Here is a 13,625-nt window from a genome sequence, read left to right as displayed (position 1 = left end):
GGGCGCCCGCCGGGGTGCGGCCCCGGTCGGCACCCGATCCGGTCGGCACTGCCGTCCGGGCGGATCGGAACCCCGCCGTCGTTGCGGGCCCCGGCGGTGCGGCCGGGGCCCGCAACACGTACGCCCGGCGGTGGGGCGGCGCGCGGCGACCGTGCGCTGACGTACAGTCAGGCCGGGGCCCGTGCCCCGCCCCGCAGTCGACCGTGCCGGCAGAGGAGAAGCGCCGTGGCCACCGAAGCCCACCCCGTCCCCGTCCCGCCGCCCGCCGACGGGGCCGCCCGGCCCGTTCCCGAACTGCCGGCCGAGGCCGTCACCCGGTGGCGGGCCGAGGGGTCCGAGCTGGTCGAGCTGCTCGCGCTCGCCCACCGGGAGCTGGGCGGCGTCGCGGCGTTCCGGCTCGGACCGGCCCCCACCGTGCTGGTCACCGATCCGGAGGCGGTGCAGCACGTGCTCGGGCGGCACCCGGACCGCTACGTCAAGCGCTCCCACCGGGCCCGGATGCTGGCCGGCGAGGGCGTCCTGTCCGCCACCGGAGAGGCCTGGAAGCGCCAACGGCGGATGCTGCAGTCCCAGTTCACCGGACCGGGGATGCGCCGCTACGAGCGGCGGATCGCCGAGGCCGCCCGCCGCGCCGCCGACCGCTGGGCCGGGTACGTCCGCACCGGCGAGCGCTTCGACCTCGGCGAGGAGATGCGGCACTTCGCCCTCGACACCATCTGGCGCGCCCTCACCGGCCGCCCGCTGGACGACCGGACCGACCGCGAACTCGCCTCGGTGGCGCGGGTGGTGGCCGCGCTGCCGACACTGCCCGCGGACGGCGCCGACGCCCGGGACGCGGTCGCCGAGGACCTGGCCAGGATCGACGCCGTCGCGCACGCCGCGATCGACGCCGCCCGGCGCGACCCGGCGGGCGACGGCCTGCTCCGGGTGCTGGTCGAGGCCGCCGACGAACACCCCGAGTACACCGACCGGTTGATCCGCGACGAGCTGGTGACCCTGCTGGTCGCCGGGCACGAGACCACCGCCACCACATTGACCTGGCTCTTCCTGTTGCTCGACGGCAACCCCGGGGCCCGCGCCTGGGCGCTGGCGGCCGGCCCCGAGGGCTCGGCCGGGCGGCGCGAGGCGGTGCAGGCGCTGGTCAGCGAGACCCTGCGGCTCTACCCCTCCGCCTGGATCCTGCCCCGGCACGCGGCGGAGGCCGACACCCTGGCGGGCCACCGGATCGAGGCCGGTACGGACCTGCTGGTCTGCCCCTATCTGACCCACCGGGACGCGGAGTTGTGGCCCGACCCGGAGCGCTTCGACCCGGCCCGGTTCACCTCCCCCGGCCGCAAGCCCGCCCACCTGGGCGCCTACTACCCCTTCGGGCTCGGCGCCCGCGCCTGCCTGGGCACCCAGTTCGCCGTGCGGGAGACCACCGCCCTGGTCGAGCTCCTGCTGGAGCACAGCCCGCGGCTGCTCGCCGTCCCCACCGGCTCCGCGTACGGGATCACCGTCCGGCCCGACGGGCCCGCCCCGGCCACGCTCGCGGGAGCGTGACCGGGGCGGGCCGGCCTGCGGGGCGACCGTCGGGGACGGCCAGGTGAGGGACCGGTCAGGGGAAGGCGACCACGGTGGACGGGACGGTGGCGGTGCCGGAGGTCGGGCCACCGGTGCCGTTGACCACGTGCTCGTACTGGCCGTTGCCGCCCAGCGAGACCACCGACAGGTCGTGCAGGCGCACCCCGGGCCGGACCGGGACCTCGAAGCCGTGGTCCATCCGGATGGTCGGGTCCACGTTGAAGTAGCAGTAACTGCCGAGGCCCCAACCCTCGTGGGTGGTCACGCCGTCGTCGACCTTGTAGGCCGCGAAGCCCTTGGTCGCGCCGTTCTGCACGGCCGCCTGGTTCGGCGCGTCGTACGCCTTCTCGTTCTGGAAGAAGATCGTCCGGCCGCGCTCGCCGGACCACTCGACGTCGTACTTCTTGAAGTGCTCCACGAACAGGCCGGTGGCGAGCACGTCGTCCCCGCGCACCAGCAGGCCGTAGTCGGAGGGGTTGGTGGTCCAGCCGACCCCGGCGCCGTGGTCGGCCCGCCAGATCCAGCTGTGGTCGACGATCACGTCGTCACTGTTGACCACGATCCCGGCGGTGGCGGAGCCGGGGCCGGCGCCGCCGACCCGGATGAACACGTCCTGGAGGGTGGTCGGGTCGGCCGCGTGGTCGGCGGCGGCGTTGTCCGGCCCGATCTGCACCAGGGAGGGCGAGTTGACCGCTCCGGCGTCGACCAGCAGACCGGCCAGCCGGACGCCGTCGACGTCGGCCACCTTGATCGCCGTCACTCCGTTGTCCGGGACGACGGTGGCCAGGCCGAGGCCGAGCACCACGGTGTCGGGCCGGTTCACCTCGATCGGCCGGTCGACGTGGTAGACGCCGGGGGTGAAGAGCAGGTCGAGCCCCTGGGCCAGCGCCGCGTTGATGGTCGCCGCGGTGGCACCCGGCTTGACCACGTAGAACTGGCTGAGCGGCCGCGAACCGCCCTGCGGGGTACCGTCCCAGGAGACGCCGCGGGCGTCGGTCCGCTTGGCCGGGACGAACACCTTGTAGTCGTTGCCGTCCAGGTAGAGGAACGGCTTCTCGCGGGAGACCGGCGTGCTGTCGAGCGTGGTGTAGGGCGGGTTGGGGAAGCCCTGCGCCGGGGCGCCCTGGACGCCGGAGAACACCTGGTTCCAGACCCCGTTGGAGAAGCCGCCGACCGCGCTGTCCCGGGTGTACCACTGCTGCTGGGAGTAGTTGCCGACGGTGCCGTCGATCCGGCTGTCGGCGATGTAGCCGCCGCTGGCCCAGCCGTAGCCGTCGGGCGCCAGGTTGAGGCCGCCCTTGACGTGCATCCGGCGGAACGGTGCCGCCTGGGCGACGGCCCAGCGGTCGGTGCCGTTGACCGGGTTGAGCGCGAGGTTCTCGGCGGAGCGCCAGAAGTTCTGCGTCGCGTTGCCGTTGAACCAGCCGGCGTCCACCGTGACATCGCCGTTGATGGTGGTGTCGTCCGGCTTCAGGCCGAGGCCGGCGATCGAGGTGTAGAAGCCGAGCTGCGCGTTGAGGTTGTTGTAGGTGCCCGGCTTGAACAGCAGCGCGTAGCGCTCGCTGCCGAACTGGTTGGCCTCCTGCTGGTGGAAGACCGCGTCGACCTTGGCCTGGATCCCGGGGGTGGCGGGGTCGAAGACCAGCACGTTGGGGCCGAGGTCGCCGCCGCCCTGGACCGGCGGCACGGTCGGCCCGTCGGTGGTGTTGACCCGGAAGTCCCAGAGCGAGTACCCCCAGGCGGTGCCGCGGGCCTGCCCGTTCATCCGGACGTAGCGGCCGCTGCCGGAGACGGCGAGCGTCTCGGTGCCGCCGGTACCGGTCGCGGTGGCGTACAGCGTCCGCCAGCTCGATCCGTCGTCCGAGGTCTGGAGCTGGTAGGAACGCCCGTACGCGGCCTCCCAGTTCAGGACCACCCGGCAGAGCGGGCGGACCGAGCCGAGGTCGACCTGGAGCCACTGCTGGTCGCTCGCCGCGGAGGACCAGCGGGTGCCCGGGTCGCCGTCGACGGCGTTGCCGGCCGCCGTGCCGGCGTTCTCCGCGGACGAGGCGGTGGCGGGCCGGCCCTGGGCGGCGTCGGTGCTGCCGCAGTCGGCGCCGCCCGGGGTGAAGGTGCCGTAGACCTGGAACTCCCAGAGCGAGTAGCCGTATCCGGTGCCCCGGGCCAGGCCGTTCATCCGGACGTAGCGGCCGCTGCCGGAGACGGCGAGCGTCTCGGTGCCGCCGCTGCCGGTGGTGGTGCTGTAGAGCGTCCGCCAGCTCGATCCGTCGTCCGAGACCTGGATCTGGTACGCACGCCCGTACGCCGCCTCCCAGGTGAGCACCACCTTGGTGAGCGCGGCACCGGCGCCGAGGTCGACCTGGAGCCACTGCTGGTCGCTCGCCGCGGACGACCAGCGGGTGCCGGTGGATCCGTCGACGGCGTAGGCGGCCGGGGTGGCGCCGTTCTCGGTGGACGAGGCGGTGGCCGCCCGGCCCTGGGAGATCAGGGCGTCGGCGGCGTGGGCGGCCGGCGCGGGCAGCGCCAGGACGGCGCCCGAGAGCAGGGCGAGGCCGGCCAGTGCGGCCGGGGCCCTGCGGGGGCGTGCTGAAGCGAGCCTCATGGGCTTCTCCTGCGGTGGGGGTGAGTGGGGTGTGGGGGCGCGCGCCACGGCCCGCACCCGGTGCGGCGCAGGTACCGGGCGTGGGGGAACGACGGGGCGGCCGGGCGGTCAGCGGTCGACGGTCGGCCGGCCGGGCTCGGCAGGTGGTGGCCGGCCGGGCACGGGTGGACGGCCGCCGGAGGTCCGACGGAGCGCCACCGGCCCGTCGTCCGGGCTCGGGGAGCGCCCCCGACCGGGAGTCTCGGGGCTGCCGATCGGGGGTGTCAACCCTTCGCGCCGACTTTCCTCACACCGTGAACTTGCTGGTGTGCCAACGGATCGGCGGAAGAAGCCAGGTCAGGCGGGGGTGGCCCGCACCTCTCGGGCCCGCGGTTCGGCGCGACGCGGGAACTCCCCGCCGGAGTCCAGGAAGTCGGTCAGCGGCAGGGTCGCCGCGCCGACGGTGACCGCCTCCGGCCCGAGCATGCCGAGCACGATCGAGGTCTGCTCCCGGGGGAACCGCAGCGCGTACTCGGTGGCGGCGGCGCGGATCGCGGGCAGCAGCCGGGGGCCCAGCAGCAGCCCGGCCCAGCCGCCGATCACGATCCGCTCGGGGTTGAACAGGTTGACCAGGTCCGCGATCGCCGCGCCCAGGTACTCCGCCGCCTCGGCCAGCAGCCCCGTGGCCGCCGGCTCGCCCGCCTCGGCGGCCGCCAGCAGCGCGGCCAGCCCGGCCTTCTCGCCGCCGTCGGGCGGCGCCGCGCCCCACCGCTCGACCAGCGCCTCGGCGCCGACGTACGCCTCCAGGCAGCCGCGCGCGCCGCACCGGCAGCGCCGGCCGCCGACGTGCACCTTGGTGTGGCCCCACTCGCCGGCGCTGCTGGTGGCGCCGCGGAAGCGCACGCCGTCGGCGATCACACAGGCGCCGACCCCGGAGCCGAACAGCGCGATCACCGCGTGCCGGACCCCTCGCCCGGCGCCGAACCACATCTCGGCCTGGCCGAGCGTCTTGGCGCCGTTGTCGACGAACAGCGGCAGGTCGGTACCGGCTCTCAGCAGCCGGCCGAGCGGGACGCCCTCCCAGCCGACGGTCTGGCTGTGCACGACGATCCCGAGGCCGTCCGGGGCCGGGTCGCCCTGGTCGACGATGCCCGGGACGCCGATGCCGACGCCGAGCACGGTCGCCGGATCGGTGCCGGTGCGCTCCAGCACCTCGGCCAGCCCGGACAGGATCAGCTCCACCACGTGGTCCACGTCGTGGCCGCAGTCGGAGAGCGGCCGGTCGCTGGCGGCCAGTTCGGTCCGGGCCAGGTCGAACAGGGCGACCCTGACCTGCGTCTCCCCGACGTCCACGCCGACCAGCCGGGCCCGCCCGGCGGCGACCTGGAGCAGGATCCGGGGGCGGCCGCCGTCCGACTCCACCGAGCCGCACTCCTCGATCAGCCCGTCGGCGAGCAGCTCGCCGGTCACGTTGCTGATCGAACCGGCACTGAGCCCGGTGATCACGCCGAGCTCCTGCCGGCTGAGCGGCCCGTCGAAGTACAGCCGCCGCAGCAGCGCCGACCGGCTGCCCCTGCGCAGGTCACGCACCGTCTTCTTGCCTCGCACGGTCATGGCATCTCCCTCCTGATCCGAATCTATCGCTGTCCGAACCCTTGACGGAAGCTTTTCTCACACGTTAAATCACGGCCTGAAGTAAGCATTCCATCAAGGCACTTCACCCGAACCCGCCCACCCCGCCCGAGAGGGGCAATCGGTCATGCCCATCAGCCGAGTCGCTGCGGCCACCGCCCTGGTCGCCACCCTGGTCCTCACCGCCACCGCCTGCGGCGGCGGCTCCACGTCCGGCGGCGGAGACAACAGCAGCCCCGGCACGCTCACCTACTGGGCCTCCAACCAGGGCACCAGTCTGGAGAACGACCGGCAGGTCCTGGAGCCGGAACTCAGAAAGTTCGAGCAGCAGACCGGCATCAAGGTCAAGCTGGAGGTCATCCCCTGGGCCGACCTGCTCAACCGGATCCTCGCCGCCACCAGCTCCGGCCAGGGCCCCGACGTGCTGAACATCGGCAACACCTGGTCCGCCTCGCTCCAGGCCACCGGCGCGCTGCTCCCCTTCGACGCGGCCGCCCTCAGCAGGATCGGCGGCAAGGAGCGCTTCCTGCCCGCCGCGCTCGCCTCGGCCGGCGCCCCCGGCCAGGACCCGGCCGCCGTCCCGCTGTACTCGATGGCCTACGGCCTGTACTACAACAAGAAGCTCTTCGCCGAGGCCGGCCTCGACAAGCCCCCGGCCACCTGGGAGGAGCTGGTCGCCGACGGGAAGAAGCTCACCACCGGCGACCGCCACGGCATCGCCCTGGAGGGCGGCAACGTCTCCGAGAACGTCCACCACGCCTTCGTCCTCGCCAAGCAGCAGGGCACCGACTTCTTCGACGCGGCCGGCAAGCCCGCCTTCGACAGCCCGGGCGCCGTCGCCGCCGTCAAACAGTACGTCGGCCTGCTCGGCACCGAGAAGATCGCCGCGCCCGGCAACGCCGAGTACGCCAACAACCAGTCCGTCACCGACTTCGCCACCGGCAAGGCCGCCATGCTGATGTGGCAGGCCGCCGGCGCCAACCTCAAGTCCCACGGCATGAACCCCGAGGACTACGGCGTCGCCCCCGTCCCCGTCCCGGCCGGCGCCACCGGCGGACGCGCCACCACCTCGATGGTCGCCGGCATCAACCTGGCCGTGTTCAAGAACACCAGGAACACCGACGGCGCGCTCTCCTTCGTCAAGTTCATGACCGGCACCGAGGAGCAGACCCAGCTCAACCGGACGTACGGCTCCATCCCGCCGGTCAAGGACGCCCAGGCCGATCCGGCCTTCGCCACCCCCGAGCTCAAGGCCCTCACCGACGTCCTCTCGACGAGCGCCCAACCGCTCCCGCAGGTCGCCGACGAGAGCCAGTTCGAGACCCTGGTCGGCACCGCCGTGAAGAACCTGCTCGCCGCGGCCGCCGGCGGCAAGGCCGTCACCGACGAGTCCGTGAAGGCCGAACTCACCAAGGCCCAGCAGCAGATGCCGGCCAAGTGAAGTGATCCGCAAGCGCCTCCTCCCCCGTCGCAGCGCGCTGCCGTACCTGCTGCTGCTCCCCGCCCTCGTGCTCGAACTGCTCATCCACCTGGTGCCGATGGTGGTCGGCATCGTGATGAGCTTCAAACAGCTCACCCAGTTCTTCCTCCGGGACTGGACCGCCGCCCCCTGGGCCGGTCTCGCCAACTACCGGATGGCGGTGGACTTCCACGCCCCCGTCGGCCGGGCCCTGCTGCACTCCTTCTGGGTCACCTGCGCCTTCACCGCCCTGGCCGTCGGCCTCTCCTGGCTGCTCGGCACCGCCGCCGCGATCATGATGCAGGACACCTTCCGCGGCCGCGGCCTGCTGCGCGCCCTGTTCCTGCTCCCGTACGCGCTGCCGGTCTACGCCGCCGTCATCACCTGGTCGTTCATGTTCCAGCGGGACACCGGCCTGATCAACCACGTGCTGCACGACCAGCTCCACCTGGTCGACGACAAGCCGTTCTGGCTGCTCGGCGACAACAGCTTCACCGCCCTGGTCACCGTCTCGGTCTGGCGCAGCTGGCCGTTCGCCTTCCTCACCCTCACCGCGGGCCTGCAGAACATCCCGCGCGAGCTCTACGAGGCCGCCGCCCTGGACGGCGCCGGCGTCCGGCAGCAGATCCGCCGGATCACCCTGCCCTCGCTGCGCCCGGTCAACCTGGTGCTCGTCCTGGTGCTGTTCCTCTGGACGTTCAACGACTTCAACACGCCGTACGTGCTGTTCGGCCGGTCGGCGCCGGAGGCGGCGGACCTGATCTCGGTCCACATCTACCAGTCCTCCTTCGTCACCTGGAACTTCGGCGCGGGCTCCGCGATGTCGGTCCTGCTGCTGCTCTTCCTGCTGCTGGTGACCTCCGGCTACCTGCTGCTCACCTCGCGCCGAAGGGATGCGCAATGATCGGCCCGCCCGCGTCCTTCCGCTGGATCCGCCGGATCCTGCTCACCGCGCTCGCCCTCTTCGCGGCCGCGCCCGTCCTGGTGATGCTCAGCAGCTCGCTGAAGCCGCTGCAGGACGTCCAGGGACCGTTCCGGTGGATCCCGAGCACCGTCACCCTCCGGCCCTACCTGGACATCTGGCGCACCATCCCGCTCGGCCGGTACCTGGTCAACTCGCTGATCGTGGCGGGCGGCGCCACCGTGCTCTCGGTGCTGGTCGCGATCCTCGCCGCCTACGCGGTGAGCCGCTACCGCTTCCGCGGCCGCCGGCTGTTCACCGTCACCGTGCTCTCCACCCAGATGTTCCCGGGCATCCTCTTCCTGCTGCCGCTCTTCCTGATCTTCGTCAACGTCGGGAACGCGACCGGGGTGGCGCTGTACGGCAGCCGGGGCGGCCTGATCCTGACCTACCTCACCTTTTCGCTGCCGTTCTCGATCTGGATGCTGGTCGGCTACTTCGACTCCATCCCGCGCGACCTCGACGAGGCCGCCCTGGTCGACGGCTGCGGGCCGGTCCAGGCACTGCTGCGGATCATCGTCCCGGCGGCCGTGCCCGGCATCGTGGCGGTCGCGGTGTACGCCTTCATGACCGCCTGGGGCGAGGTGCTGTTCGCCTCCGTGCTCACCAACGACGAGACCCGCACCCTCGCCGTCGGCCTGCGCGGCTACGCCACCCTCAGCGACGTGTACTGGAACCAGGTGATGGCCGCCTCCCTGGTGGTGAGCGTGCCCGTGGTCGCCGGCTTCCTGCTGCTCCAGCGCTACCTGGTCGCCGGGCTCACCGCCGGAGCCGTCAAGTGACCCTCCCCGCCCTCCCCTTGAGCGAAAGGCTCGCCGTGAACGACCTCAGCGCCCTCCCCGACGACTTCCTCTGGGGCGCGGCCACCGCCGCCTACCAGATCGAGGGGGCGGTGGACGCCGACGGCCGCGCACCGTCCATCTGGGACACCTTCTCGCACACCCCCGGCAAGGTCGCCGGGGGCGACACCGGCGACACCGCCTGCGACCACTACCGGCGCTGGCCCGAGGACGTCGCGCTGATGAAGCGGCTCGGCCTCGACGCCTACCGGTTCTCGATCGCCTGGCCCCGGGTGGTGCCGCTCGCCGACGACAAGGTCAACACCGCCGGACTGGACTTCTACGACCGCCTCGTGGACGCCCTGCTGGCCGCCGGCATCACGCCCTTCCCGACGCTCTACCACTGGGACCTCCCGCAGGCCCAGCAGGACCGCGGCGGCTGGCCCGTCCGGGAGACCGCCGAGCGCTTCGCCGAGTACACCGCCGCGGTGGCGGCCCGGCTCGGCGACCGGGTGACCGACTGGGCGACCCTCAACGAACCGCTCTGCTCCGCCTGGATCGGCCACCTGGACGGGGCGATGGCCCCCGGCCTGACCGACCTCACCGCGGCCGTCCGGGCCTCCTACCACCTGCACCTCGCCCACGGCCTGGCCGTCCAGGTGCTGCGCGAGAGCGTCGCCGGGGCCCGGATCGGCATCGTCAACAACCTCAGCCCGGTGACCGCCGCCACCGACTCCGAGGCCGACCGGGCCGCCGCCGTCCGCGCCGACGGCCACATCAACCGCTGGTGGCTGGACCCGGTCCTCGGCCGCGGCTACCCCGAGGACATGGTGCGGGCCTACGGCGTCGACCTGCCGGTGCGCGACGGCGACCTCGACCTCATCGGGGCCCCGCTGGACTGGATCGGCCTGAACTACTACTTCCGCCAGATCGTCGCCGACGACCCGACCGGCCCCGCCCCGCACTTCCGCCAGCTGCCCGGCCCCGGCCCCGAGCGGACCGCGATGCCGTGGGAGGTGCACGCCCCCGGGCTGGAGGAGCTGCTGCTGCGCCTCACCCGCGAGTACGGCGCGCGGCGGATCTACGTCACCGAGAACGGTTCCGCCTACCGCGACACCGTCGGCCCCGACGGCAGCGTCCACGACCCGGAGCGCACCGCCTACCTGGAGCAGCACCTGGCCGCCTGCGCCCGGGCCACCGCCCAGGGCGCCCCGCTGGCCGGGTACTTCGCCTGGTCACTGCTGGACAACTTCGAGTGGGCGTACGGCTACGACAAGCGCTTCGGCCTCGTCCACGTCGACTACGCGACCCAGCGGCGGACGGTCAAGACCAGCGGCCGGCGCTACGCCGACCTGATCACCGCCCACCGGGGGCGCTGACGCCGACACCCGAGGGGCGCGGACCGAACCGGTCCGCGCCCCTCGGGTGCACCCCTGCCCCCGCACCGCCCCGTCGGCCGCGTCAGTGGCGCCGTCCCAGGTAGGCCGGGGTGACGGCGGAGATCAGCACGGCGGCCGCGGCCACCTGGAGCAGGTGGCGTATCCAGTCGACCCCGTCCGTGTGCCGCACGCCGACCGCCGAGGCGAGCAGATTGCCGAGCAGCGCGCCCACCAGCCCCAGCAGCACCGTCAGCCAGAGCGGAACGGGCTGACGGCCCGGCAGTACCAGCTTGGCGAGCAGACCGACGACGAGTCCGACGACGAGCGCCCAGATCAGCGTCATGGGGAACAACCTCCCTGTGGGCCGGGCTCCCGGCCGGTCGACCGGGGCGCCCTCCGCCTGCCCCGCCGGCCCCGCTTCATTCCTGGTCGCCCGCGAGCCGGCCGCGCCCCGGGGAGGCTACGGCGCGTCGACCGGGTCGGCGGCGCTCACCGGCACGTCCGGGTGGCGGAACCAGGAGCCCTGCACGGCCCACTGGACCAGCATCAGCACACCGCCCAGCAGCAGGGCGCCGATGCCGATCACGGTCACCCCGCCGGTCTCGCCGATGAGCGGCAGATCGATCGAGGTCGCCCCGTAGTCGGCGGCCGCGTAGACGTCGAACGCGGCGTAGCAGAAGAAGTACAGCAGCACCACGCCGCCCAGCAGCGGGACGAGCCCCTTGAAGACGAAGTCCTTGACGCTCCTGGTCAGCACCCGCCGGTAGTACCAGACGCAGGCGAAGCCGGTCAGGCCGTAGTAGAAGGCGATGCCGAGCCCCACCGAGGCGATCGAGTCGGCCAGGACGTTGCCGCTGATCGCGGTCAGCAGGACGTAGAAGGCGATCGACGCCAGGCCCATGCCGACGGTCGACCAGGTCGGGGTGCGGTGGCGGGGGTGCACCCGGCCGAACGCGGCGGGCACGGCCTTGTGCGCGGCCATCGAGAAGGCGGTCCGGGCGGTGGGCAGGATGGTGGTCTGGGTGGAGGCCGCCGCCGAGGTCAGCACCATGAAGATCAGCAGCTTGCTGAGGAACCCGCCGAAGCCCGCCGTGCCGAACACCGCGTCGCCGAGGCCGGACAGCACGTCCCCGGAGTTCTCCTCGTTGCCCAGTCCGATGCCCTCCGTGCCGATCCCCGCGAACGACAGCGCCGAGGTGGACACCAGGGTGTAGATCAACAGCAGCAGCACGGTGGAGATGACGGCCGCCCGCCCCGGGGTGCGCTTCGCGTCGGCGGTCTCCTCGTTGACCGAGACGGCGGTGTCCCAGCCCCAGTAGATGAACACCGCGGCGAGCATCCCGGCCGTGAAGGCGCCGGCCGAGGGGATGTCGAAGGGGTTGAACCAGGAGGCGCTGACGTGGGCCGCCGTGCCGGGCGCACCGCTGCCGTAGGCCTTGACCAGGGCGGTGACCGACAGCACGACCAGCATCACCACCTCGATCGACAGCAGCCAGCGCTGCAGGGCGGCGGAGATCTCGATCCCGACGTAGCAGATCGCCGTCATCACGACGATCCAGACCACGCCGGCGATCGACGTCCAGACCGTGCTGTCGGCGAGCGAGTCCAGCCCCACCAGCCGGAACCCGTAGACGCCCGCGATCTGCGCCAGGTTCGCCATCACGATGATGTCGGCGACGATGATCCCCCAGCCGCCCATCCACCCGGTGCGCGGCCCGAACGCCCGGGCGGCCCAGGTGAAGGTGGTGCCGCAGTCCGGATCGGAGGCGTTCAGCTCCTTGTACGCGTACGCGATCATCAGCATCGGGATGAACGCCAGGATGGTGACGATCGGCGCCTGGAACCCCACCCCCACCACGATGATGCCGAGCGTCGCGGCGAGGCTGTACGCGGGCGCGGTGGAGGCCAGCCCGATGGCGACCGAGGAGACCAGACCGAGCGCACCGGTCTTCAGCCCCTTCTCGCCCGCACCCGAGCCGGTCGCCACTGGCGCCACGCCCGGGGCCGGGCCGTCGGAGGAGTGCGGCATGGGTCCCACCTCCTCCCCCTGACCCACCCGAGTGCCTCGGGCCCGGTCACGGGGTCAGACAAATCACCCTGAACCGACCATACTGCCGCCACCCCTCCCCGGCTCGCTGCGCGCCTGCGGCCCAGCTGGGGGCGCCCCGGCCCGCTCCGGGGGCGCCGCGTCACCCCTCACCGACAGCGCCCGCACACCGCGCGGGCGGCCCGGCCTCCGAACCGCGTGGCGGTGCCGGGTGCGGTCGGGGTGGTCGCCGATACTCCGAGCAGCCGAGCGACGGCGGAGGGGTGAGCGAGAGGATCCCGATTCCCGATGGAGTTCCTGGTCGACATGGTGACCACCGTCCCCGACGGGACGAGCGAGGAGGAGGTGGCGCGGATGCGGGCCCGGGAGGCCGTCCGGGCCGGGGAGCTGGCCGCGCAGGGGAGCCTGCTGCGGCTCTGGCGGCCGCCGCTCTCGCCCGGCGAGTGGCGCACCTGGGGGCTGTTCAGCGCGCCCGACGCGGAGCGGCTGGAGCGGCTCCTGGCCTCCATGCCGCTGCGGGCCTGGCGGCGCGACCGCGTCACGCCGCTGTCGCCGCACCCGAGCGACCCCGGGGCGGAGGGCGTCCGATGAGCGACACCACCGTGCTGCGGGGCGTGCTGGACCGCTGGAAGGCGGCCGTCGACGCCCATCGGCCCGAGGCGGTCGCGGCCTGCTTCACCGAGGACGCGGTCTTCCAGGGCCTGCACCCGTACAGCGTCGGGCGGCCGGGCGTCGCCGCCTACTACGCCTCCCAGCCGCCCGGGATGACGGCCGACTACCGCGTCCTGGAGGCCAGGCGGCTCACCGACGGCCTCCTGCTCGGCTACCTCGCCGTCGACTTCGCCTTCGTCGACCGGCCGACGCTGACCGTGAACCTCGGGGTCCTGCTGCGCAGGGCGGGCGACAGCTGGTCCATCGCCCACTACCAGGTCTCGCTGCTGCCCTGACGGCGGTCCCGCGTCAGTGCCGGTGGTGGTTGTCGGGCTGGGCCGGGTCGCCGGGGTGTTCGAGGCCGGGCAGCAGGGTGAGCCGGGCGGCGCGGGTGCGGTCGAGCCAGCGGACGAAGGCGGCGCGGCGGGCGGCGGCCCGGACGGCGGGGGCCGGGTCGCCGGCCTCCTCCCCCGGCGGGGGGGGGGGGGGGGGGGGCCCCCGCCCCCCCCCCCCCCGGCCCCCCCCCCCCCCCCCCCCGGCCCCCCGGGGCCCGGGGCGGGGGGGCCGGGGGGT

Annotated in this window: 11 protein-coding genes; 7 read left to right on the top strand and 4 right to left on the bottom strand. The window is 73.4% G+C overall.

Annotated features, from left to right (window positions below; all coding sequences use genetic code 11):
• Positions 1–225 precede the first annotated feature (225 nt).
• The gene (locus ABT263_RS37450) at positions 226–1,542 is read left to right on the top strand and encodes a cytochrome P450 (protein WP_352298044.1); all 1,317 of its coding nucleotides are present in this window, start codon (positions 226–228) and stop codon (positions 1,540–1,542) included.
• A 55-nt stretch (positions 1,543–1,597) separates the two neighbouring features.
• Here the strand turns inward: ABT263_RS37450 and ABT263_RS37445 are convergent, their stop codons facing one another.
• Together ABT263_RS37445 and ABT263_RS37440 are read right to left on the bottom strand one after the other, a co-directional pair.
• On the bottom strand, positions 1,598–4,165 hold the full coding sequence (locus tag ABT263_RS37445; RefSeq protein ID WP_352298042.1) for a pectate lyase-like domain-containing protein: 2,568 nt from the start codon (positions 4,163–4,165) through the stop codon (positions 1,598–1,600).
• A 336-nt stretch (positions 4,166–4,501) separates the two neighbouring features.
• The gene (locus ABT263_RS37440; RefSeq protein WP_352298040.1) at positions 4,502–5,758 is read right to left on the bottom strand and encodes an ROK family transcriptional regulator; all 1,257 of its coding nucleotides are present in this window, start codon (positions 5,756–5,758) and stop codon (positions 4,502–4,504) included.
• A gap of 145 nt (positions 5,759–5,903) precedes the next feature.
• Between ABT263_RS37440 and ABT263_RS37435 the strand changes: the two genes are divergently transcribed.
• Genes ABT263_RS37435 through ABT263_RS37420 form a run of 4 tightly spaced genes read left to right on the top strand, consistent with a single transcriptional unit; the run spans position 5,904 to position 10,354 of the window.
• Positions 5,904–7,217 (top strand): extracellular solute-binding protein, encoded by a 1,314-nt coding sequence (locus ABT263_RS37435; RefSeq protein WP_329486377.1) that lies wholly within the window; start codon positions 5,904–5,906, stop codon positions 7,215–7,217.
• A 1-nt stretch (position 7,218) separates the two neighbouring features.
• The gene (locus ABT263_RS37430; protein ID WP_329486378.1) at positions 7,219–8,139 is read left to right on the top strand and encodes a carbohydrate ABC transporter permease; all 921 of its coding nucleotides are present in this window, start codon (positions 7,219–7,221) and stop codon (positions 8,137–8,139) included.
• On the top strand, positions 8,136–8,978 hold the full coding sequence (locus ABT263_RS37425) for a carbohydrate ABC transporter permease (protein ID WP_329486379.1): 843 nt from the start codon (positions 8,136–8,138) through the stop codon (positions 8,976–8,978). Before ABT263_RS37430 ends, ABT263_RS37425 begins: the two co-directional genes overlap by 4 nt.
• A 35-nt stretch (positions 8,979–9,013) precedes the next feature.
• Positions 9,014–10,354 carry a GH1 family beta-glucosidase gene (locus ABT263_RS37420; RefSeq protein WP_352298037.1) on the top strand — a complete coding sequence of 447 codons (1,341 nt, stop codon included), beginning with the start codon at positions 9,014–9,016 and terminating at the stop codon, positions 10,352–10,354.
• A gap of 82 nt (positions 10,355–10,436) precedes the next feature.
• Here ABT263_RS37420 and ABT263_RS37415 read toward each other — a convergent pair whose 3' ends face one another.
• The gene (locus ABT263_RS37415) at positions 10,437–10,697 is read right to left on the bottom strand and encodes a GlsB/YeaQ/YmgE family stress response membrane protein (RefSeq protein WP_329486380.1); all 261 of its coding nucleotides are present in this window, start codon (positions 10,695–10,697) and stop codon (positions 10,437–10,439) included.
• Positions 10,698–10,814: 117 nt separating this feature from the next.
• Positions 10,815–12,383 carry an APC family permease gene (locus ABT263_RS37410; RefSeq protein ID WP_352298034.1) on the bottom strand — a complete coding sequence of 523 codons (1,569 nt, stop codon included), beginning with the start codon at positions 12,381–12,383 and terminating at the stop codon, positions 10,815–10,817.
• A 306-nt stretch (positions 12,384–12,689) separates the two neighbouring features.
• Between ABT263_RS37410 and ABT263_RS37405 the strand changes: the two genes are divergently transcribed.
• Together ABT263_RS37405 and ABT263_RS37400 are read left to right on the top strand one after the other, a co-directional pair.
• Positions 12,690–12,992, top strand: coding sequence for a muconolactone Delta-isomerase family protein (locus ABT263_RS37405; RefSeq protein ID WP_352298031.1), 303 nt, complete (start codon positions 12,690–12,692; stop codon positions 12,990–12,992).
• Positions 12,989–13,348: a nuclear transport factor 2 family protein gene (locus tag ABT263_RS37400; protein WP_352298028.1), complete on the top strand. Its 360-nt coding sequence runs from the start codon at positions 12,989–12,991 to the stop codon at positions 13,346–13,348. Before ABT263_RS37405 ends, ABT263_RS37400 begins: the two co-directional genes overlap by 4 nt.
• The last annotated feature ends 277 nt before the right edge of the window (positions 13,349–13,625 follow it).

The sequence above is a fragment of the Kitasatospora sp. NPDC001603 genome (assembly GCF_040298365.1).
Classification (GTDB): Bacteria; Actinomycetota; Actinomycetes; order Streptomycetales; family Streptomycetaceae; genus Kitasatospora.
Note: the sequence above shows the minus strand (reverse complement) of the source record. Positions and strands in the feature narration are given on the sequence as shown.